Source organism: Pseudomonas sp. URMO17WK12:I6 (genome assembly GCF_003253625.1).
Taxonomy (GTDB): Bacteria; Pseudomonadota; Gammaproteobacteria; order Pseudomonadales; family Pseudomonadaceae; genus Aquipseudomonas.
On record NZ_QKYZ01000025.1, the window covers coordinates 42,352 to 63,835 of the forward strand.

The window sequence follows — 21,484 nt, forward strand, 5'->3', positions numbered from 1 at the left end:
GCTGCGATCTTTTGGCGTTAAAAAGCCCCGGTCAACCCGACCGGGGCTTTTCGTTTTTACAGCGGCCTTCAGTCACGCAAATCCGATTCATGAATCGGCTGGTCACGATGGGTGGCCCGTTGGTATTGCGCCGGCCAGATCGCCTTGTGCCCACCCAGATCGTCATCGGCATGCAGCGGCCAATACGGATCACGCAACAACTCCCGGGCGAGGAAGATGATGTCGGCCTGACAGGTACGCAGAATATGCTCGGCCTGGGCTGGCTCGGTGATCATGCCTACCGTGCCGGTGGCAATGCCCGACTCTTTACGTACCCGCTCAGCAAATCGGGTCTGATAACCGGGCCCTGTAGGAATTTCGGCATTTACCGCCGTACCGCCCGACGAAACGTCGATCAGGTCCACACCCAGGTCTTTCAAGCGTCGCGCCAGCTCCACGGTTTCGTCGGGGTTCCAACCGTCTTCCACCCAGTCGGTGGCCGATACCCGTACAAACACCGGTAACTCTTCAGGCCACACAGCCCGCACCGCTTCGGTGACTTGCAGCACCAGCCGAATACGATTCTCGAATGAGCCACCGTACTGATCGCGCCGTTGATTGCTCAAGGGCGAAAGAAATTGATGTAGCAGATACCCATGGGCGGCGTGCACTTCGACCACTTTGAAACCGGCGATCAACGCCCGTTTGGCCGAATCGACGAAAGCCTGGACGACCTCGGCGATCTCACTTTCATTAAGCTGCTTGGGTGGTGTGTGCTGGGGGTCGAAAGCGATCGGCGAAGGGCCGACCGGGATCCAGCCGCCATCTTCCGGCTTGACGCTGCCATGCTTGCCCAGCCACGGCCGATGCGTGCTGGCCTTGCGCCCGGCATGGGCCAGCTGGATGCCGGCAACGGCGCCCTGAGCGGCAATGAAACGCGTAATACGTTGCAAGGGTTCGATCTGTTGATCATTCCAGAGACCTAGGTCCTGGGCGGTGATACGCCCATCGGCGGTGACCGCCGTGGCTTCGGTAAATACCAGACCTGCGCCGCCGATCGCGCGGCTGCCGAGATGGACCAGATGCCAGTCATTAGCCAGCCCATCGACGCTGGAGTACTGGCACATCGGTGACACCGCGATGCGGTTAAGCAGGGTCAATTGACGAAGGGTATAGGGTTCAAGCAGCAGACTCATGGGGCACCTCTCAAATCAGTGGGCAGGCTCCAGGGTTCTGTTTGAATAGTCGACGAGTGACAGGAAAAAGGTGCAGCACCCGCCCCCGCGGGCAAAAAATTCGACAAGACGTCACAAGGATAATCAAGCAGTGCTTAGAGCCTAGTCGACATCGCGGGATCAGGGAGGGTTCAAGAAATGAAACACCGCCAATTTGAGGTCAAACCAAAACCACAACAGCAGTTAGACATTATCGCGGTTCGATGTGGGCAATCATCAACTGTACAGTCTCGTTCCCACGAAACTCGTTGAGGTCGAGCTTGTAGGCCAATTCGACCCACTTGATGGTCGGATTCGGCCAGATGTCCCGGTCGATCCCGAAGGCGATGCCATCCAGCTTCACCGAGCCGCATTCACTCTTGAGCACCACTTTGAGGTGCCGCTCGCCAACGACTCGTTGCTCGACCAACTGGAACACCCCGTGAAACAACGGCTCCGGAAAGTGTTGCCCCCAAGGCCCGGCGTGGCGCAGGGCGCGGGCCAGTTCCAGGTGAAACTCCTCGACCGCCAGGGTGCCGTCCGACAGCAGTCGCCCGGTCAGGTCTTCTTCGCGCATTTGCCTGCGCACTTCGGCGTCGAAGGCTTGCGCGAACAACGGAAAATTCGCTTCCGGCAAGGTCAGGCCGGCCGCCATGGCGTGGCCGCCGTATTTGCTGATCAGGTTCGGATGTTGCGCCGCGACCACGCTCAAGGCATCGCGAATGTGAAAGCCCTGAACCGAACGCCCCGAGCCCTTGAGCAAGCCATCGCCAGCATCGGCAAAGGCGATAGTCGGACGGAAATAACGCTCTTTCATACGCGAGGCGAGGATACCGATCACCCCCTGGTGCCACTCGGGATCGAACAGGCACAGGCCGAACGGCATCGATTCCACCGGCAGATCCTTGAGTTGGGCCAGCGCCTCGCGCTGCATGCCCTGCTCGATGGATTTACGGTCCTGGTTCATGCCATCCAGCTGAGCCGCCATTTCACGGGCAGCGCCAGCGTCTTCGGTGAGCAGGCACTCGATGCCCAGGCTCATGTCATCCAGCCGCCCTGCCGCGTTCAGACGCGGGCCGAGGATAAAGCCCAGGTCAGTGGAGGTGATGCGCGAATGATCACGCTTGGCCACTTCAAGGATCGCCTTGATCCCCGGCCGCGCGCGCCCGGCGCGAATTCGCTCCAGGCCCTGATGCACCAGAATCCGGTTGTTGGCATCCAGCGGCACCACGTCGGCGACGCTGCCCAGCGCCACCAGGTCGAGCAATTCGCCAATGTTCGGCTGCGGCTTGCTCTCGTACCAGCCCAGGCTGCGCAAACGCGCACGCAGGGCCATCAGTACATAGAAAATCACCCCGACACCGGCCAGGGCTTTGCTCGGGAACTCGCAACCCGGCTGGTTCGGATTGACGATGGCATCGGCCAACGGCAGCTCGTCGCCGGGCAAGTGGTGATCGGTGACCAGCACCTTGAGTCCGGCCTTTTTCGCCGCTGCCACGCCTTCGACGCTGGAAATGCCATTGTCCACGGTGATCAGCAACTGCGGCTCGCGGGTCAGCGCCACTTCGACGATTTCCGGGGTCAGGCCGTAGCCGTACTCGAAGCGGTTTGGCACCAGATAGTCGACATGCGCCGCGCCCAACAGGCGTAACCCCAACATGCCCACGGTACTGGCCGTCGCGCCATCGGCGTCGAAGTCGCCAACGATCAGAATCCGCTGACGCTGCTCCAGCGCCGTTACCAGCAAATCCACCGCCGCCTCGATGCCTTTGAGCTGCTGGAACGGAATCAGCCGCGCCAGGCTCTTGTCCAGTTCAGCCTCGGACTGCACGCCCCGCGCCGCGTAAAGGCGGGTCAGCAGCGGTGGAATATCACCGAGGAATGGCAGGGTGTCGGGCAACAGGCGAGGTTCGATGCGCATGGGGTGACAGGTGCTTCTCTTGAATACGTAGGATAAAACCGGGGGGACGCGGCCAAGCGGCGAATAATCAGCCGCGTTCGCCGGCCAGCCATTGCAACTGGACTTCGTGCTGACCACGGTCGTCGGTGACGAAAATCGTTCCTTCGCTGATCATCACGTCCCACTTGATAACGCGCGGCATGTCCTTGGCCAGGGTTTCCAGCACTTCCTGGGGCACGGCGGCGATGTTGACGTTTTTCAGGGTCTTGATCGCCGGGATCACTTTGCCTTCCCAGACACGCAGGCTGCCGTAGGCCAGCAGGCTGGTGCGTTCGGTGCGGCGCGAGCACCAGGTCAGGCGGTCGGCGTCTGGCTGGCCGACTTCGATCCAGTGCAGGACACGGTCGTCCAGGCTCTTTTCCCACAGCGCCGGCTCATCCACGTCTGACAGACCGCGGCCAAAAGACAGCTGCTCGTTGTACCAGAAGGCGTAGGCCAGCAGCCGCACGGTCATGCGCTCTTCGGTTTCCGAAGGGTGACGGGCGATGGTCTGCTTCACGTTCTCGTAGACGCTGCGGTCGAGGTCGGTGAGGTTCAGTTCAAACTTGTAGGTCGTGGACGGCTGGGCCATGAACGGGCTTCTTGATACGGGGAAAGGCGGCAAGTCTAACCGATGCAAGAGGGCAATCAACGAATTGAAGGCGAATCAACTTTGGGCGATGGATGTCGGCCTATGATAAAACGCTGTATTCGCTCAGCCTTTGTCCTACAGGATTTCGCATGCCGTTCTCCAATAAACCGCTCTCGGGTCTGAAAGTCATCGAATTGGGTACGTTGATTGCCGGGCCGTTTGCCTCGCGTATTTGCGGCGAATTCGGCGCCGAAGTGATCAAGATCGAGTCACCGGACGGCGGTGATCCGTTGCGCAAATGGCGCAAGTTGTATGAAGGCACCTCGCTGTGGTGGTTCGTTCAGGCGCGCAACAAGAAATCCCTGACCCTGAACCTGAAACACCCCGATGGCCTGGCGATCCTGAAACAGCTGCTCAGTGAAGCGGACATCCTGATCGAGAATTTTCGCCCCGGCGTGCTGGAAAAGCTCGGCCTGGGCTGGGAAGTCTTGCACGCACTGAACCCGAAACTGGTGATGGTGCGGCTCTCGGGCTTTGGCCAGACCGGCCCCATGAAAGATCAGCCGGGCTTCGGTGCGGTCGGTGAGTCCATGGGCGGCCTGCGCTACATCACCGGGTTCGAGGACCGGCCGCCAGTGCGCACCGGGATTTCCATCGGCGACTCGATTGCCGCGCTCTGGGGCGTGATCGGCGCACTGATGGCCTTGCGTCATCGCGAGGTCAACGGCGGTTTGGGGCAAGTGGTGGACGTGGCGCTGTATGAAGCGATCTTCGCCATGATGGAAAGCATGGTCCCGGAGTTCGATGTGTTCGGCTTCATCCGCGAACGCACCGGCAACATCATGCCGGGCATCACACCCTCCTCCATCCACACCAGCGCCGATGGCAAACACGTGCAGATCGGCGCCAACGGCGATGCGATCTTCAAGCGATTCATGCTGATCATCGGCCGCGAGGATCTGGCCAACGACCCAGTGCTGGCCAGCAACGACGGGCGTGACAGCCGTCGCGACGAGATTTACGGGGTGATCGATCGCTGGGTCAACTCACTGCCACTGGACGCGGTGATCGAGCAATTGAACCAGGCCGACGTTCCCGCCAGCCGGATCTTCAGCGCCGAAGACATGTTCAGCGATCCGCAATACCTGGCCCGGGAAATGTTCCTGCAAGCCAAGCTGCCCGACGGCAAGGACTTCAAGATGCCCGGCATCGTACCGAAGCTTTCCGAGACACCCGGCACCTCGGAATGGGTCGGGCCGCAGTTGGGTGAACACAATGCGCAAGTCCTCCACGATCTGGGCTACGACCCGGCACAGATCGCACGACTGCGTGAAGACGGGGCCATCTAAGCTGAATCGCCTGCTTTCATCTGTCCTCGATTACGCCGGCATCGGGCGCCTGCTGGCGGCGCTCGGGCTGTTGTCGGGCCTGATATCCCCGGCCCTGGCGCAACCTAAGGAGCATTTGTTCTGGCTGTTGCGCGACCTGCCGCCACTGACGATCTTCGAAGGCCCGAAAAAAGGCCAGGGCGTCATTGACCAATTGATGCCCCTGCTGATCGCCGGTATGCCGCAGTACGAACACACCCTGATACGGGTCAATCGCGCCCGCGGCATACAGATGCTTCACGAAGAATCCTTTACCTGCGACCCCTCGCTGGTCTGGAGCAGGGAGCGCGAACAGTGGATCACGTATTCCATTCCGGCCTTCCGGGTGGTCAGCAATGGGCTGGTGATCCGACGTGAAGATCGGTCGGTGCTGGAGCCGTTTCTTTCCAACGGTGCAGTCGATCTGGCGGCCCTGTTGGCCAGCGGTCGACAGAAAGTCGGTGTGATCGCCGAGCGCCGTTACGGTGAGTTCCTCGACACACTGCTGCAACAGGCGCCAGCCGGCGCGCTGACGCCCCACTATGGCAATGACGCCCTCGGCAGCCTGCTGCAGATGCAACGCTTGGGTCGTTTGCAGGTGGTATTGGGTTACTGGCCGGAAATCCGCTATCAGGCCCATCAGGAAAACCTGGCCGATGAGCAACTGGAGTTCTACCCGGTCAAAGGCACGGGCAACTACATGCCCGTGTACATCGGTTGCTCGAATACGCCCCTGGGTCGACAGGCGATCAGTGAAATCAACCGACTATTGCGCGCCCTGCCCCGCGAGCACCTGGACCCGTTGTATGCCGACTGGCTCGACCCGCAAAGACGCAAGAATTACCTGGAAGAAACCAAGGCCTTTTTCGAGCATCAGGCCACGCAATGACAAATCGCAGGCAAAAAGAAACCCCGAGAAGTGGGGAGACAACTCGGGGTTAAACGTGGCCTGTATTACAGACCCGTAGCAGCAAGCTACAAGCACCGGAGCACAATGCTTGATCCTGCCGTTACATGGTCTGACTGACCTTGGCGCAGGAAGGTTCCCACAAAAAACACTTCAATTTCGGCTGGCCAGGCGCTTGTCCTGAGCAGCATTGCGCAACGCCGCGATAACACAGGGCTCCAGGCGTCCTTCAGCGATCAGCACGTCACGGTGCAAGCCGTCGACGACATCCGTCAGCAGACGTTTATCGGTTAACTGGGCCTGATTGAACAGCCGTTCGACCACGATAGCGCCGGTCGCACTCTTGAGCGTCACCAGGCATTCGCCATGGGCACCCGATGGGGTCAACGTGACTTGGTACGGGCTCAGAGCCTCGCCGAGCAATAGACTGATACTTTCCATCTCGATCACCACTCAATAGTCCGTAAACAAAGTGCCTGGGGCGTATCCACAGTAATTGACCCCAGGCCCGAGAAGAAAGTTCTGGATTCCAACGGCAGGCGCACCGGCGCCTCTGGTGGATAAAGCATGCCCGGAAAAGATGACAGTAAAAAAACAGCCGCGTTTAAACCCTTTCACCCAAGACGCATTCCTTGTAGCAGCTGCCGAAGGCTGCGTTCGGCAGCTGCTACAGGCATTGCGCTTTACAACTGCCTTGTCCGCTTGGCCAGATCGGTCCATCCGCCCAGCAGTCCTCGCAATTGACCATCGGCACTGTAAAACGGCACCGTCCACTGATAGATGTCCCTGACGCCGTCCTTGAACATCAACTGACGTTCGCTGAAGCGGGTCTTGCGCGTACCGAGCTGGGCCATGAACTCGGCGTGCAGTTGCTCGGCGGTTTCTTTGGGCAAGACATCGAGCTCGATCAGTCGACGCCCCTGAATCTGGTCGAAACGGGTCGACAACCCCTCTTCATAACTCTTGTTGCACATGATCAAGCGCCCTTCCAGATCACGCACGAACATCGGATCGGGCATGGCGTCTATCAAGGCATGCTGGAAGGCGAGCTGGTCATTGAGGTCTTTTTCGGCGTCCCGACGTTGCTGGATCAACACCGTGAGTCGCCGGTTCCACAGCAGGGATAGCAGCGCAAAAACACTGGCGAAAAAAACGCTCCAACAGCCCCATTCGGTTATTTGCTGCCAGGTCGAAGGCGTCTGTACAGGAACAATGCCATCGAGCCACTTCAAGCGAATCGCGCGTAACTCGGCAGGCGGAAACGCTTCGAGCGCCTTGTTGAGGATGCTCAACAATTGCGGCTGCCCTTTGCGTAGCGCCAGATGATCAGCTTCCCATTTACCCTCCACCGTATCGCCCACCTTGAGCTGCCCTGACGGATAGAGCTGCGCCCCGGTTTCATTCTCGATGGTGGCGTAGGCTTCGCCGCTTTCGACCAACGCCCTGGCCTCGGCGTAGGTTTTGACCGAACGTAGCTCGATGGCCGGATAGTCGCGACGAATGGTCGCCTCCAGCGCATGCCGGGCTGGCAGCACCAGTACTCTTTTCGACAGTTGCTGCATGGATTGCACCGTTGGCGCGCCCGCTCGCCCGACGAACACCCAGCCCGCACCACCGAACGCATGACTGAAATCCAGGAACTCCTTGCGCTCCTCACTCATTGCCAGTGTGGTGCTAATGTCTGCCGCGCCGCTTTCCAGCCGCTCCAGCAATTGATCGGTGGAAAACGTCTCTTCATGGAGGAACTTCAGCCCTGTCATGGCGCTGATGCGGTTGAGCACATCGTTGTTCAACCCGCTCCAGTGTCCATGCTCATCCTTGAACAGATACAACGGGTACTGCGCCGACGCGACGGTGACCGTCGGATGTTCCGCAATCCATTGCAGCTCCTGAGCGTCTAGCCCGATAGCGGCCTCGGCGACCGCCCCCCGGGGCTCATAAGCCGCCAATTGCGCCGCCAGCCCCCATTGAGCAACGCTCATGGCGCCGGCCAGAAATACCCAGCACGCAGCTGGTTTAAACCCTCTAAAAAACAGCATTGCCACTTCCTTGGTGATCGTCTCGCCCGCCCTTCATGGGCGGCTCTTCATTTACGAAACCCGACAAGTGTGGCATGCAGAAATGAGAAAGCCCGTCAGGAGACGGGCTTCAAAATGTGACAGCTTTTACCGGTTACAGTGGCTTGCCGCGGTTGCCATGCTGACTGACAAAGGCCTGCACGGCTTTCAGGTCATTCGGCAACACGGTGCAACGCTCGTCTCGCTCAAACAAATCAGAAAGATGTGCAGGTAGTTCGAGTGCTTTTCCTACACCAGCTTTTTCCACCGCGTCCGGGAATTTGACCGGATGAGCCGTGCCCAGGATCACCATCGGGATATCCAGGCTGCGACGGCATTCGCGCGCGGCCTTCACGCCGATGGCGGTGTGCGGGTCCAGCAGCTCGCCGGTTTGCTCGAAGACTTCGGCAATGGTTTCGCAGGTTTGGGCGTCATCCACGGCCAGCGAATCGAACAGCTTGCGCGCCTCGGTCCAGCGTTCCTGCTCGACGCTGAAACCGCCGCCCTGCTTGAAGGTGTCCATCAAACCGGCAATCGCCGCGCCGTTGCGACCGTGCAGGTCGAACAGCAGGCGTTCGAAGTTCGACGAGACCATGATGTCCATGGACGGCGACAGCGTGGCGTGCAGGGTTTCCTTGACGTACTGATTGCCGCTCATGAAGCGGTGCAGGATGTCGTTGCGGTTGGTGGCGACGATCAACTGGTTGATCGGCAGGCCCATGTTGCGCGCCAGGTAACCGGCGAAGATATCGCCGAAGTTGCCGGTCGGCACCGAGAACGATACCGAACGCGCCGGGCCACCCAGTTGCAGGGCTGCGTGGAAGTAATAAACGATCTGGGCCATGATTCGCGCCCAGTTGATCGAGTTCACCGCTACCAGGCGAGTGCCCTTGAGGAAGCTCTGGTCGGCGAAGCTCGCCTTGACCATTTCCTGGCAGTCATCGAAGTTGCCTTCGATGGCGATGTTATGGATGTTCTCGCCGAAGATGGTGGTCATCTGGCGACGCTGCACTTCGGACACGCGGTTGTGTGGGTGCAGGATGAAGATGTCGACGTTTTCGCAATGCTTGCAGCCTTCGATGGCCGCCGAACCGGTGTCACCGGAGGTAGCGCCGACGATCACCACGCGCTCACCGCGTTTTTCCAGTACGTAGTCGAGCAGGCGACCGAGCAGTTGCAGGGCGAAGTCCTTGAACGCCAGGGTCGGGCCGTGGAACAGCTCCAGCACCCATTCGTTGCTGTTCAGCTGACGCAACGGCGCCACGGCGTTGTGGGAAAACACGCCGTACGTTTCTTCAAGAATCTTTTTGAAATCGGCATCGGGGATGCTGCCGGTGACGAACGGGCGCATCACCCGGAAGGCCAGTTCGTGATACGGCAGGCCGGCCCAGGAAGCGATTTCTTCCTGAGTGAAACGTGGCAGGTTTTCCGGGACGTACAGACCGCCGTCGGTGGCTAGACCGGCCAGCAGGACGTCTTCGAAATTCAGGGCCGGTGCCTGGCCGCGGGTACTGATGTAACGCATGACTGACTCCAATGGACAGTGTTCGCAATGCCGGGCCCGCGTGCGGGCCCGGTGAACGATAACGGCTTAGTTCAGGTGCTCGACGCGGATCCGTACAACCGGACCGACCACGCCCGCCAAGGCTTCCAGGGCAGCGATCGCATCGTTGATGTGCTGTTCCAGCACACGATGGGTCAGCAGGATCATCGGCACCAGGCCGTCGTGTTCCTCGACTTCCTTCTGCATGATCGATTCGATGTTGATGCCGCGCTCCGACAGGATGCTCGCCACCTGGGCCAACACGCCCGGATGGTCCTTGGCCTGAATGCGCAGGTAGTAAGCGCTTTCGCAGGCTTCGATCGGCAGGATCGGGTGGGCCGACAGCGAATCCGGCTGGAAGGCCAGGTGCGGTACACGGTTTTCCGGGTCGGAGGTCATGGCGCGAACCACGTCCACCAGATCGGCGATTACCGACGAAGCGGTCGGTTCCATACCGGCGCCAGCACCGTAGAACAGGGTCGAACCGGCAGCATCACCGTTGACCATCACCGCGTTCATCACGCCGTTGACGTTGGCGATCAGGCGATCGGCCGGGATCAGCGTCGGGTGCACGCGCAACTCGATACCGGCCGCGGTGCTGCGCGCCACGCCCAGGTGCTTGATGCGATAGCCCAGCGCTTCGGCGTAGTTCACGTCAGCGGTGGTCAGCTTGGTGATGCCTTCGGTGTAGGCCTTGTCGAATTGCAGCGGAATGCCGAACGCGATGGACGCCAGGATCGTCAGCTTGTGGGCGGCGTCGATGCCTTCGACGTCGAACGTCGGGTCGGCTTCGGCGTAACCCAGGGCCTGCGCTTCGGCCAGCACGTCTTCGAAGGTCCGGCCTTTTTCACGCATTTCGGTAAGGATGAAGTTACCGGTGCCGTTGATGATGCCGGCCACCCAGTTGATACGGTTGGCGGACAGGCCTTCACGGATCGCCTTGATCACCGGAATGCCGCCGGCCACGGCCGCTTCGAACGCAACGATCACGCCCTTCTCGCGAGCCTTGGCGAAAATTTCATTACCGTGAACGGCAATCAGTGCCTTGTTCGCGGTGACCACATGCTTGCCATTCTCGATGGCCTTGAGTACCAGCTCGCGGGCAACGGTATAGCCGCCCATCAGCTCTATGACGATGTCGATCTCAGGGTTCGTGGCCACTTCGAAGACATCGTTGGTAATCGCAATACCGGTCGTCTGGAACTGAGGCTTTGGCGTGCGCATGGCAATTTGTGCCACTTCGATTCCACGCCCGGCACGACGAGCAATTTCCTCGGCGTTGCGCTGAAGTACGTTGAAGGTACCGCCACCGACGGTCCCTAACCCACAGATGCCTACTTTGACCGGTTTCACTGTGAACTCCCCATAAAACGGCCGACTCGAGGCCGGCCGTGAAAACAGCCGCAGGTTCGCGGCTCTCTATTGATGGCCCGGCAAATGTTGCCGCCGGACCACGCTCGTCAAAGGCTGGCCGTGACGATGCGAATTTACTTCGCGCCCAGTGCCAGTTTGGCGACTTGTGGCGCAGGCTGGTAGCCCGGAATGACCTGACCGTCAGCCAAAACGATGGCCGGTGTACCGTTCACGCCAATCGACTGACCGAGGGCAAACTGCTTGGACACCGGGTTATCGCACTTGGCGGCCTTGATTTCCTTGCCATCGACCATTTTGTCCATGGCGGCTTTCTTGTCTTTCGAACACCACACGGCTTGCAGTTGCTCGTCACCCGGCGAGCCCAGGCCCTGGCGCGGGAACGCAACATAACGCACTTCGATGCCGCGTTTGTTCAGCTCAGGCACTTCGGCGTGCAGCTTGTGGCAATACGGGCAAGTGGTGTCGGTGAACACGGTGATGTGCGACTTGGTTTCGCCGATGGCCGGGTAGACCACGGTTTCAGCCACAGGAATGCCATTGATCAGTTTGGCAATGCCCAGGCGTTCGGTCTTCTCGGTCAGGTTGACCGGTTTACCGTCCTTGAGCTGGAACAGGTAGCCCTGAACCACGTATTGGCCGTCGGCGCTGGCGTAAAGCACGCGGCTGCCCTTGAGCTTGACTTCGTACAGACCTGGCAGCGGGCTGGCGGTGATGGTTTCGACCGGCACGTCGAACTGGAGGTTTTCCAGGCTTTTACGAATGGCTTGGTCGGCCGCGTCATCGGCGACGGCAAAGGTGCTGACCAACGCAATGGCTGCAGCGGCGAAAATCTGGGTCAGACGCATGAGAACTCCTGAAGGCGGACAAATGGGACGATCAGAACGCCCGTGCCGAAACACCGGGTCATAACCGCCCATCGTGCAAACCGGCAAAGCCTACCACATAAGGCCCGTGTGGCGAGGGGGCTTGCCCCCGTTGGGTTGCGAAGCAGCCCCTCTTTGGCGATCCCTATCCGACATATGGACCGAGGCGTGAGGCTTGACGACTGCTGCGCAGCCGAACGGGGGGCAAGCCCCCTCGCCACAGGGTTTGTAACCATCCCGCATTGATTAGCCTCTGGGGTGATGCTTGGCATGCAGATCCTGCAAGCGCGCCCGGGCGACGTGAGTATAGATCTGGGTGGTGGAGAGATCGCTGTGGCCGAGCAACATTTGCACCACCCGAAGGTCGGCACCGTGGTTGAGCAGGTGCGTGGCGAAGGCATGACGCAAGGTATGTGGCGACAGCGACTTGCCGATCCCGGCGACCTTGGCCTGGTGCTTGATGCGATGCCAGAAGGTCTGGCGGGTCATCTGCTCACCGCGCTGGCTGGGGAACAGCACATCGCTGGGACGCCCGCCCAGCAACTCGCCACGGGCATCGCGCATGTAACGCTCGACCCAGACAATCGCCTCCTCGCCCATCGGCACCAGCCGTTCCTTGCTGCCCTTGCCCATCACCCGCAGCACGCCTTGGCGCAGGTTGACCTGCTCCAGCGTCAGGCTGATCAGCTCCGTCACCCGCAAGCCACACGCGTAAAGCACCTCAAGCATGGCGCGATCACGCTGACCGATGGCCTCGCTCAAGTCCGGCGCGGCCAGCAAGGCCTCCACATCGGCTTCCGACAAGGATTTAGGCAATGGTCTACCCAGTTGCGGCATATCCACGCGCAGGGTCGGATCCACGGCAATCAGCTTTTCCCGCAACAAATAGCGATAGAAACCACGCACGCCGGAGAGGAATCGCGCCGTAGAACGGGGCTTGTAGTTTTGCTCCAGGCGCCAGGCCAGGTGATCGAGGATCAACTCGCGCCCGGCGTTGATCAGCTCCAGGCCCTTCTCCTGCAACCAGCCGTTGAACAAAGCCAGGTCGCTGCGATAGGCATCGCGGGTGTTATCGGAAAGGCCTTTCTCCAGCCACAGGGCGTCGAGGAACTGGTCTATCAGGGGATGATCGATGGCAGGCATGGGGGCTCAGGACTGGCGGGCAAAAGGCCGCAAAAATGAAGAGTCTTGCATAACACGTTGAAGGTGACACATGAAATTCGGGCACAAAAAAAGCATCCCTTGCGGGATGCTTCTTTTTGAGTAGACGCTCAGCTCATTACCGGGCCGGTTCGTTCTGCCCCAGGATCAGCTTGCCATCCTTGTCGACCGGAATCTGATTGCCCGGATCGCGATCCATCCGCACCTTGCCTTCCTTGCCGTCCAGCGAATAACGAACGTCGTAGCCTACGACCTTGTCGCTGATGTCATTGACCGTGTTACAGCGAGTCTGAGTCGTGGTGTAGGTGTCACGCTCCTGCATGCCTTCCTGCACCTTGTTACCCGCATAACCGCCGCCGACCGCACCGGCCACTGTGGCGATTTTCTTGCCTGTACCGCCGCCGATCTGATTGCCCAACAGGCCACCAGCCAGGGCGCCGACCACCGTACCGGCGATCTGGTGTTGGTCTTTCACCGGCGCTTGCCGGGTCACCGTAACGTCCTTGCACACTTCACGTGGAGTCTTGATTTGTGTCTTGACCGGTTCAACGGCCAGCACTTGTGCATACTCAGGGCCGCTTTTAACCAGTTTGTAGGTGGCAACAGCACCACCGGCAGTCACACCGACAGCACCCAATACCGCACCAACCAGCAACGACTTGTTCACATGAACCTCCTGGCTATAACAGACGGGACAAACCCGCGCTTCTCCCAGCCTTGGAGCATGAAAAAAGGCGCGAGTTCAACACTCGCGCCTTCTCGGCTTGCAGCAGGAAAAAGATAACCGTTATGGACGGTCGTCGACTTCCTTCTCGCTCGTCGCCACAGGAATCAGGTCTTCGCTGTTCAGGTTCAGCCAGATCAGCACCACGTTCGCGATGTAGATCGAGGAGTAAGTACCCGCCAGAACACCGATGAACAGGGCAATGGAGAAACCGAACAGGTTGTCGCCACCGAAGAACAACAGGGCCGCGATCGCCAGCAAGGTGGAGATCGACGTCGCCATGGTCCGCAGCAGGGTTTGCGTGGTCGAGATGTTGATGTTCTCGATCAGGCTGGCCTTGCGCAGGACGCGGAAGTTCTCACGAACCCGGTCGAATACCACGATGGTGTCGTTGAGCGAGTAACCGATGATCGCCAGTACCGCCGCCAGCACCGTCAGGTCGAAGGTGATCTGGAAGAACGACAGGATACCGACGGTCACGATCACGTCGTGGATCAAGGACACGATCGCACCGACCGCAAACTTCCACTGAAAGCGGAAAGCCAGGTAGATCAGGATGCCGCCCAGCGCCATCAGCATGCCGAGGCCGCCCTGGTCGCGCAGTTCTTCACCCACCTGCGGGCCGACGAACTCGACACGCTTGACCTGAGCCGGGTTGTCGCCGCCGACTTTCTGCAGCGCTTCAGCCACCTGGTGACCCAGTTGCGGATCTTCGCCAGGCATGCGCACCAGAAGATCGGTAGTCGCACCGAAGTTCTGTACGATGGCTTCGTGATAACCGGCTGTAGCCAGTTGCTCACGCACCTTGGTGACATCGGCCGGACGCTCGTAGGTCAGCTCGATGAGCGTACCGCCGGTGAAGTCCAGGCCCCAGTTCATGCCCTTATGAAAGACACTGAACATTGCCAGCGCGGTAAGGAACAATGTGACGCCGAACGCAAAGTTGCGAACGCCCATGAAGTTGATTGTACGTAACATGGCAGCCCCTTAAATCCACAACTTCTTGAAGTCACGACCGCCGAAGATCAGGTTGACCATCGCGCGGGTCACCATGATGGCCGTGAACATCGAGGTAAAGATCCCGAGGGACATGGTCACGGCGAAACCCTTGACCGGGCCGGTGCCCATGGCAAAGAGAATCCCGCCCACCAACAAGGTTGTCAGGTTGGCGTCGAGAATCGCGGTGAATGCCCGGCCGAAGCCTTCGTTGATTGCCCGTTGTACGGTCATGCCGGCCGCGATCTCTTCACGTATCCGCGAGAAGATCAGGACGTTGGCGTCGACCGCCATACCCATGGTCAATACGATACCGGCGATACCCGGCAGGGTCAGCGTTGCACCCAGCAGCGACATCAAGGCCAGCAGCATCACCATGTTCACTGCCAGCGCAACGGTGGCGATGAGGCCGAAGAAGCGGTAGATGGCCATGATGAACAGCGAGACAAACAGCATGCCCCACAACGATGCATCGATACCTTTGGTGATGTTGTCGGCACCCAGGCTTGGGCCAATGGTGCGCTCTTCAGCGAAGTACATCGGAGCCGCCAGACCACCGGCACGCAGCAGCAGCGCCAGCTCGGACGATTCGCCCTGGCCGTTCAGGCCAGTGATGCGGAACTGGGCACCCAGCGGCGACTGGATGGTCGCCAGGCTGATGATCTTCTTCTCTTCCTTGAACGTCTGGACCGGCACGTCTTTCTCGACGCCGTTGACCACTTGCTTGACGTAAGTGGTGACCGGACGCTGTTCGATGAAGATCACCGCCATGCTGCGACCGACGTTGCTGCGAGTCGCACGACTCATCAGCTCGCCACCGTGGCCATCCAGACGGATGTTCACTTCTGGCGTACCGTGCTCGCCGAAGCCCGCCTTGGCGTCAGTCACCTGGTCACCGGTGATGATCAGGCCACGCTCGATCAGAGCCGGAGGACGCTTGCCTTCACGGAACTCGAATTCCTCGGAAGTGGCTTTCGAAGCACCAGGCTCAGCCGCCAGACGGAACTCCAGGTTGGCCGTCTTGCCGAGGATACGCTTGGCTTCTGCGGTGTCTTGCACGCCCGGCAGCTCAACCACGATGCGGTTGGCGCCCTGGCGCTGAACGATAGGTTCGGCAACACCCAGCTCGTTGACGCGGTTACGTACCGTGGTCAAGTTCTGCTTGATGGAGTATTCGCGGATTTCCGCCAGCTTGGCCGGGGTCATCGCCAGACGCAGTACCGGTTGGCCATTGAGGTCGGCCGGAACAATGTCGAAATCGTTGAAGTTCTTGCGGATCAGCGCACGGGCCTGTTCGCGGGAGTCTTCATCAGTGAAGCCCAGCTGAATGGCACCGCCCAGTTGCGGCAGGCTGCGATAGCGCAGTTTCTCTTTGCGCAACAGGCTCTTCACATCGCCTTCGTAGACTTTCAGGCGTGCGTCGAGGGCTTTGTCCATGTCCACTTCCAGCAGGAAGTGCACACCACCGGACAAGTCCAGACCCAGCTTCATCGGGTGCGCGCCCAGGCTGCGCAGCCATTGCGGGGTGGTTTGCGCCAGGTTCAGTGCAACGACGTAGTCATCGCCCAATGCCTTGCGCACAACGTCTTTGGCTGGCAACTGGTCTTCGGCCTTGACCAGGCGAATCAGACCGCCCTTGCCGTTTGCCGCCAGCGTGGCCGCCTTGACGTTGATCCCGGATTCCTTGAGCGCGGTGCTCACACGGTCCAGATCAGCCTGATTGACTTGCAGCGCAGTGCTTGCACCGCTGACCTGAATGGCCGGGTCGTCAGGATATAGATTGGGAGCGGAATAAATCAGACCGACCGCCAGCACCGCCAGGATCAGAATGTATTTCCACAGAGGGTATTTGTTCAGCATCACGCCGCCCGCTTATGACGCGGGGCGCCTTGCGCGCCCCGTCGATTGAGTAGAAGTTGTAACTTAGATCGCTTTGAGCGTGCCTTTTGGCAGCGTGGCGGCGATGGCGCCTTTCTGGAACTTCATTTCAACGGTGTCGGACACTTCCAGAACCACGAAGTCGTCGGACACTTTGGTGATTTTGCCGGCGATACCACCGGTGGTCACAACTTCGTCACCTTTTTGCAGGCTGCTCAGCAGGTTTTTCTGCTCTTTGGCGCGCTTGGCCTGTGGACGCCAGATCATCAGGTAGAAGATGACCAGGAAACCGACCAGGAAAATCCACTCAAAGCCGCCGCCCATCGGGCCTGCCGCAGGTGCAGCAGCATCAGCCATGGCATTAGAGATAAAAAAGCTCATTTAGCACTCCAGTTGCAAATGTTGAATCTTGGGGTCAGAAAACTCAGTCCAAAGGCGGAACAGGCAACCCGCGTTTGGCGTAGAAGGCATCGACAAAGGCGGCCAATGTACCCTGTTGAATAGCCTCGCGCAAACCAGCCATAAGCACTTGATAATGGCGCAAGTTATGGATGGTATTGAGCATGCTTCCCAGCATTTCGCCGCACTTGTCCAGGTGATGCAGATAAGCGCGGGAGAAGTTCTGGCAGGTATAGCAATCGCAGGTCGGATCCAGCGGCGAATCATCATGGCGATGGAACGCGTTACGGATCTTCAGCACGCCTGTATCAATGAACAGATGCCCGTTGCGGGCATTACGGGTTGGCATCACGCAATCGAACATGTCCACACCGCGGCGCACACCCTCAACCAGATCTTCCGGTTTGCCAACGCCCATAAGGTAACGAGGTTTGTCAGCCGGCATCTGACCCGGCAGGTAATCGAGCACCTTGATCATCTCGTGCTTGGGCTCGCCCACCGACAGACCGCCGATGGCCAGGCCGTCGAAGCCGATCTTGTCGAGGCCTTCCAAGGAGCGCATGCGCAGATCCTGGTGCATGCCGCCCTGCACGATGCCGAACAACGCCGCCGTGTTGTCGCCATGGGCGTTTTTCGAACGCTGAGCCCAGCGCAACGACAGCTCCATCGATACGCGAGCGACGTCTTCGTCGGCCGGGTACGGGGTGCATTCGTCGAAAATCATCACAATGTCGGAGCCCAGGTCACGCTGGACCTGCATCGACTCTTCCGGCCCCATGAACACTTTGGCGCCGTCGACCGGAGAAGCGAAGGTCACGCCCTCCTCCTTGATCTTGCGCATGGCGCCCAGGCTGAACACCTGGAAACCGCCGGAGTCGGTCAGAATCGGGCCTTTCCACTGCATGAAATCGTGCAGGTCGCCGTGCTTCTTGATCACTTCGGTGCCAGGACGCAGCCACAAGTGGAAGGTGTTGCCCAGAATGATTTCCGCGCCGGTGGCGACGATATCCCGCGGCAGCATGCCCTTGACCGTACCGTACGTGCCCACCGGCATGAAGGCCGGGGTCTCGACGGTACCGCGCGGGAAGGTCAAACGACCGCGACGCGCCTTGCCGTCAGTAGCAAGCAACTCAAACGACATACGACTTTGGCGACTCATTCTTTGTCCTCAGGGCCACGTGGTGCGGGATTACGGGTGATAAACATCGCATCACCGTAGCTGAAAAAGCGGTATTCGTTGTCGACGGCGGCTTTATAGGCGGCCATGGTCTCGGGATAACCGGCGAACGCCGAAACCAGCATCAACAGTGTGGATTCGGGCAAATGGAAGTTGGTGACCAGGGCATCGACCACATGAAATGGCCGGCCCGGGTAGATAAAGATATCGGTGTCGCCACTGAACGGCTTGAGCACGCCATCGCGCGCGGCACTTTCCAGGGAACGCACGCTGGTGGTCCCCACGGCCACCACACGACCGCCGCGAGCGCGGCAGGCCGCAACGGCATCGACCACGTCCTGGCCGACTTCCAGCCATTCGCTGTGCATGTGGTGATCTTCGATCTTCTCCACGCGCACCGGCTGGAACGTGCCCGCGCCAACGTGCAAGGTCACGAATGCGGTCTCGATGCCCTTGGCGGCAATCGCCTCCATCAGCGACTGATCGAAATGCAGCCCCGCCGTCGGCGCCGCCACCGCGCCCAGGCGCTCGGCGTATACCGTCTGATAACGCTCGCGGTCCGAGCCTTCATCCGGGCGGTCTATATAAGGAGGCAACGGCATGTGCCCGACGCGGTCGAGCAGCGGCAACACCTCTTCGGCAAACCCCAGTTCGAACAACGCATCGTGACGCGCCAGCATCTCGGCCTCGCCACCGCCATCGATAAGGATCTTCGACCCCGGCTTGGGCGATTTGCTGGAACGCACATGGGCCAGCACGCGATGACTGTCGAGCACCCGCTCCACCAGAATTTCCAGCTTGCCGCCGGAAGCTTTCTGGCCAAACAGCCGCGCCGGAATCACCCGGGTATTGTTGAACACCATCAAATCGCCCGGGCGCAAATGCTCAAGCAAATCAGTGAATTGACGGTGTGCCAGGGCGCCGCTGACCCCATCCAGGGTCAACAGGCGACTACCGCGACGCTCGGCCAAAGGATGGCGAGCAATCAGCGAATCAGGGAGCTCGAAGGTAAAGTCAGCAACGCGCATGATGGGGTTCGTCTAGCAGGGCCGGGAAGTCTAGCGGAAATATCAAAAATTCTCCATGTACCTGATTGACCAGCGGTATTCACCTCTCTATACTTCGCCGCCATTGAGCCCTGATGGCGGAATTGGTAGACGCGGCGGATTCAAAATCCGTTTTCGAAAGGAGTGGGAGTTCGAGTCTCCCTCGGGGCACCAAAATTAAGAAAGGTCTTGCTTAGCAAGGCCTTTTTTTTCGCCTGTAGAAAAGCCATTGCCCGCACCGCTGTCGTGTGGGGGCTGCCGAAGGTTGCGATCTTTTGATCTTGCTTCTTGTCACGCACGTCCCGCACGTCCCGCACCGGTGGAACATTTCACAAGGATTCCCACCATGGAATTGCAGCTGGAAAGCGTCGCCCTCTTCTCCCTGAAACTGGCTTACGAGACGGAAGATTCAAGTCCGATTTTGCGTGACGATCTGGTCATGGGTGATTACCAGCGGGATGTGTTTGAGTTGCTGGTGCGGCGGGGGGATGTCGAGACCATTAAGGTCAAAGTGGGTGAATGCGTGGAGTTGGCGCTTGAGGCGATAGGTGGGGGTGGTACGCCGCTGGGTCGAGAGCTGGATAGATTGTCAGGAGATTTCAGCGCTGCGCAGACGATGGAACAGCTTGATACGCCGCTCATTGCCCTTAAGGAATACTTGAAAGATATTCAGTGAATGAAAATGCAGTGTGCAAACCGGGCGTTTCCGGCTTTTCTTAAACAAGAGGCAGAGGCTCTCGACCAGGTTATAGGGCAGCTCTGCCAGGCGCGTGTGGAAATGCATCGATTCATAGAGGTCAGAGTCGGTGAGGAGGAGTTGATCATTCCCTACCGGATTTATGACCTAGGTTATGAGACAGCCTTTGACTACTTGAGTGAAACCCAGAGCCTTTTGTACTCGTGCCTTCTGACACGGCACCACGATGGTCATGTGCGCCAACGTCAATTGGAACGGATTCTCTCAGTGCATGCCCCCTGGATTGTCCCGTTCGTGTTGCAACTGACAGGCGAGTACGTCATCCAGATTCTAGAAACCGTTGAAGCGCACCTACCCAAGTTCGATCCGGCGCTTTACGGTCGTTTTATTCGGGACAATCAGGCGTACTTTCAAACGACGCAAGCACGCATGATCAGTTACTGGAATTGCTACTACCGACACTCGTACAAATGCCAGTCCGACTATGTAGGGTTTCGGCTGTTTACCAAATTTCGCGAATTTCAAGAAAGCTGCTAGAACTCAACCCTGTTATAAACGCCTTCAGCTCCCACATTATGACCAAAGCCGCACCACTCACCTGCCGTGCGCTTTACAGTGAGCAGATCTTTTTTAATGTCGAAGTCGTATACGTAGTCGCCTTCGTCATCTCCGCTCATGGCGTATTTAGCCTTGCCATTATCAACCTCTAATACCGTTGAAAACTCACCTATATTGGGACCGTAGTACATCGCCATCAGGCCAGTGTAATAACCCTGAAAATCAACTTTGTATTTCTGACCCTGCGGCTTGATAGTCATGGTGCTCCATAACGACGCCCCGGCATATTGCCAATATTGTCCTTCTGACTTAGCAGACAGTTTTTCTACCGAGTTTTTTATATCGCCACTGAATTTTTCAAGATTGAAAATCGACTTTTTGTCGTTTGGAAGAATATTCAGCCATGCCCGGGCCTTAAGGTAATTGCCTTCGTGTACATAGGTGAGAGCGACGTTATTGTAGGCCATCGCAACTGCCTCTTCGCCCAGCTGACAACTTTCCGACCAGCCGACCTGACGTTCGTATTGCTCCCGAGCCTTGGCGTATTGCTTAAGCTTGTAATACTTTCCGCCCTCGGCGGAGTATTCACTAATTTTAAGACAGTTAGCCGTCGCCTCCTCCTCAGTAATGTCCGCATGAGCAAAAAGCGGGGTAATAAAAAGCAGTATGATCGCGTCAATTTTTATAAAGCGGCGCGCTGAAGGATAGAAGTACTGAATGTCCATATTATTTTTCCTGTTAAAAGCTTAAATTCCAAACGGCGCAAAGGGTAGCGTTATCATGCGGGAGGAACAATTGCATAAAAAGGGGACAGTCCATCTGACGGCAGTGACATTTTTTGCGATGCCTGAAGCCGCCATGCCTGGGCTGCGCATTATTTGACGGCGATGAGTAAGACGGTGGTTGATGATGCGGTGAAGGTGCTGGCGCGGGATCGGGCTTCTGCATCGACAGCTAGGCAGGCGGCGGAGAAGTCTGAAGCGTAGCGGTTTGAACAATGGCGGGATTGTTTT

General features: G+C 58.8%; 20 protein-coding genes, 1 tRNA gene and 1 pseudogene. 6 read left to right on the forward strand and 16 right to left on the reverse strand.

The features are described from left to right. Positions 1-68: 68 nt before the first annotated feature. From F475_RS28690 to F475_RS28700, 3 genes are all read right to left on the reverse strand, one after another. The gene (locus tag F475_RS28690; RefSeq protein ID WP_018926696.1) at positions 69-1,175 is read right to left on the reverse strand and encodes an NADH:flavin oxidoreductase/NADH oxidase; all 1,107 of its coding nucleotides are present in this window, start codon (positions 1,173-1,175) and stop codon (positions 69-71) included. Between the two features lie 229 nt (positions 1,176-1,404). Further along, positions 1,405-3,114: a single-stranded-DNA-specific exonuclease RecJ gene (recJ, locus tag F475_RS28695; protein WP_064616237.1), complete on the reverse strand. Its 1,710-nt coding sequence runs from the start codon at positions 3,112-3,114 to the stop codon at positions 1,405-1,407. A 67-nt stretch (positions 3,115-3,181) separates the two neighbouring features. Continuing rightward, on the reverse strand, positions 3,182-3,724 hold the full coding sequence (locus tag F475_RS28700; RefSeq protein WP_007940622.1) for a YaeQ family protein: 543 nt from the start codon (positions 3,722-3,724) through the stop codon (positions 3,182-3,184). 149 nt (positions 3,725-3,873) lie between these two features. Between F475_RS28700 and F475_RS28705 the strand changes: the two genes are divergently transcribed. Both F475_RS28705 and F475_RS28710 read left to right on the forward strand, forming a co-directional pair. After that, positions 3,874-5,073 (forward strand): CaiB/BaiF CoA-transferase family protein, encoded by a 1,200-nt coding sequence (locus F475_RS28705; protein ID WP_018926698.1) that lies wholly within the window; start codon positions 3,874-3,876, stop codon positions 5,071-5,073. Beyond that, positions 5,054-5,980 (forward strand): TIGR02285 family protein, encoded by a 927-nt coding sequence (locus F475_RS28710; RefSeq protein ID WP_111455332.1) that lies wholly within the window; start codon positions 5,054-5,056, stop codon positions 5,978-5,980. The genes F475_RS28705 and F475_RS28710 overlap by 20 nt, the downstream gene beginning before the upstream one ends. A 171-nt stretch (positions 5,981-6,151) precedes the next feature. On the opposite strand, the gene F475_RS28715 is transcribed toward F475_RS28710, so the two are convergent. The 12 genes from F475_RS28715 to queA all read right to left on the reverse strand — a co-directional run bounded on the left by F475_RS28715 (position 6,152) and on the right by queA (position 19,198). Further along, on the reverse strand, positions 6,152-6,439 hold the full coding sequence (locus F475_RS28715; RefSeq protein WP_019581629.1) for a DUF3509 domain-containing protein: 288 nt from the start codon (positions 6,437-6,439) through the stop codon (positions 6,152-6,154). A gap of 242 nt (positions 6,440-6,681) precedes the next feature. Further along, entirely contained in the window at positions 6,682-8,037 is a 1,356-nt protein-coding gene (locus F475_RS28720) for a transporter substrate-binding domain-containing protein (protein WP_111455333.1), read from the reverse strand. A 133-nt stretch (positions 8,038-8,170) separates the two neighbouring features. Further along, positions 8,171-9,580, reverse strand: a complete 1,410-nt coding sequence (thrC, locus tag F475_RS28725) for a threonine synthase (RefSeq protein WP_019651847.1) — start codon at positions 9,578-9,580, stop codon at positions 8,171-8,173. A gap of 66 nt (positions 9,581-9,646) precedes the next feature. Beyond that, the gene (locus F475_RS28730) at positions 9,647-10,951 is read right to left on the reverse strand and encodes a homoserine dehydrogenase (RefSeq protein WP_018926703.1); all 1,305 of its coding nucleotides are present in this window, start codon (positions 10,949-10,951) and stop codon (positions 9,647-9,649) included. A gap of 134 nt (positions 10,952-11,085) precedes the next feature. Then, positions 11,086-11,817: a DsbC family protein gene (locus tag F475_RS28735; protein ID WP_111455334.1), complete on the reverse strand. Its 732-nt coding sequence runs from the start codon at positions 11,815-11,817 to the stop codon at positions 11,086-11,088. A 264-nt stretch (positions 11,818-12,081) separates the two neighbouring features. Next, positions 12,082-12,978, reverse strand: a complete 897-nt coding sequence (gene xerD, locus F475_RS28740) for a site-specific tyrosine recombinase XerD (RefSeq protein WP_007934017.1) — start codon at positions 12,976-12,978, stop codon at positions 12,082-12,084. A gap of 136 nt (positions 12,979-13,114) precedes the next feature. Continuing rightward, a complete protein-coding gene (locus tag F475_RS28745) occupies positions 13,115-13,663 on the reverse strand; it encodes a glycine zipper 2TM domain-containing protein (protein WP_018926705.1) in 549 nt (182 codons plus the stop codon). Positions 13,664-13,783: 120 nt separating this feature from the next. Further along, complete coding sequence (gene secF, locus F475_RS28750; protein ID WP_018926706.1) at positions 13,784-14,698, reverse strand: protein translocase subunit SecF; 915 nt, start codon at positions 14,696-14,698, stop codon at positions 13,784-13,786. A 9-nt stretch (positions 14,699-14,707) separates the two neighbouring features. Then, positions 14,708-16,576, reverse strand: coding sequence for a protein translocase subunit SecD (gene secD, locus F475_RS28755; protein ID WP_018926707.1), 1,869 nt, complete (start codon positions 16,574-16,576; stop codon positions 14,708-14,710). A 63-nt stretch (positions 16,577-16,639) separates the two neighbouring features. Beyond that, complete coding sequence (gene yajC / locus F475_RS28760; protein WP_007934009.1) at positions 16,640-16,975, reverse strand: preprotein translocase subunit YajC; 336 nt, start codon at positions 16,973-16,975, stop codon at positions 16,640-16,642. 43 nt (positions 16,976-17,018) lie between these two features. Beyond that, on the reverse strand, positions 17,019-18,134 hold the full coding sequence (gene tgt / locus F475_RS28765) for a tRNA guanosine(34) transglycosylase Tgt (RefSeq protein ID WP_019651852.1): 1,116 nt from the start codon (positions 18,132-18,134) through the stop codon (positions 17,019-17,021). Between the two features lie 14 nt (positions 18,135-18,148). Next, entirely contained in the window at positions 18,149-19,198 is a 1,050-nt protein-coding gene (gene queA, locus F475_RS28770) for a tRNA preQ1(34) S-adenosylmethionine ribosyltransferase-isomerase QueA (RefSeq protein WP_111455335.1), read from the reverse strand. Positions 19,199-19,305: 107 nt separating this feature from the next. On the opposite strand from queA, the gene F475_RS28775 reads away from it, so the two are divergent. The 3 genes from F475_RS28775 to F475_RS28785 all read left to right on the forward strand — a co-directional run bounded on the left by F475_RS28775 (position 19,306) and on the right by F475_RS28785 (position 20,450). Then, positions 19,306-19,390: transfer RNA gene (locus F475_RS28775), tRNA-Leu, on the forward strand. Positions 19,391-19,562: 172 nt separating this feature from the next. Further along, the gene (locus F475_RS28780) at positions 19,563-19,892 is read left to right on the forward strand and encodes a hypothetical protein (protein ID WP_111455336.1); all 330 of its coding nucleotides are present in this window, start codon (positions 19,563-19,565) and stop codon (positions 19,890-19,892) included. After that, on the forward strand, positions 19,893-20,450 hold the full coding sequence (locus F475_RS28785; RefSeq protein WP_111455337.1) for a hypothetical protein: 558 nt from the start codon (positions 19,893-19,895) through the stop codon (positions 20,448-20,450). Here F475_RS28785 and F475_RS28790 read toward each other — a convergent pair. Beyond that, positions 20,447-21,196, reverse strand: coding sequence for a tetratricopeptide repeat protein (locus F475_RS28790; protein ID WP_111455338.1), 750 nt, complete (start codon positions 21,194-21,196; stop codon positions 20,447-20,449). The genes F475_RS28785 and F475_RS28790 overlap by 4 nt on opposite strands. Before the next feature lie 129 nt (positions 21,197-21,325). Between F475_RS28790 and F475_RS28795 the strand changes: the two are divergent. Continuing rightward, a pseudogene (locus F475_RS28795) lies at positions 21,326-21,457 on the forward strand (DUF3077 domain-containing protein); the annotation flags it as partial. Between the last annotated feature and the right edge of the window lie 27 nt (positions 21,458-21,484).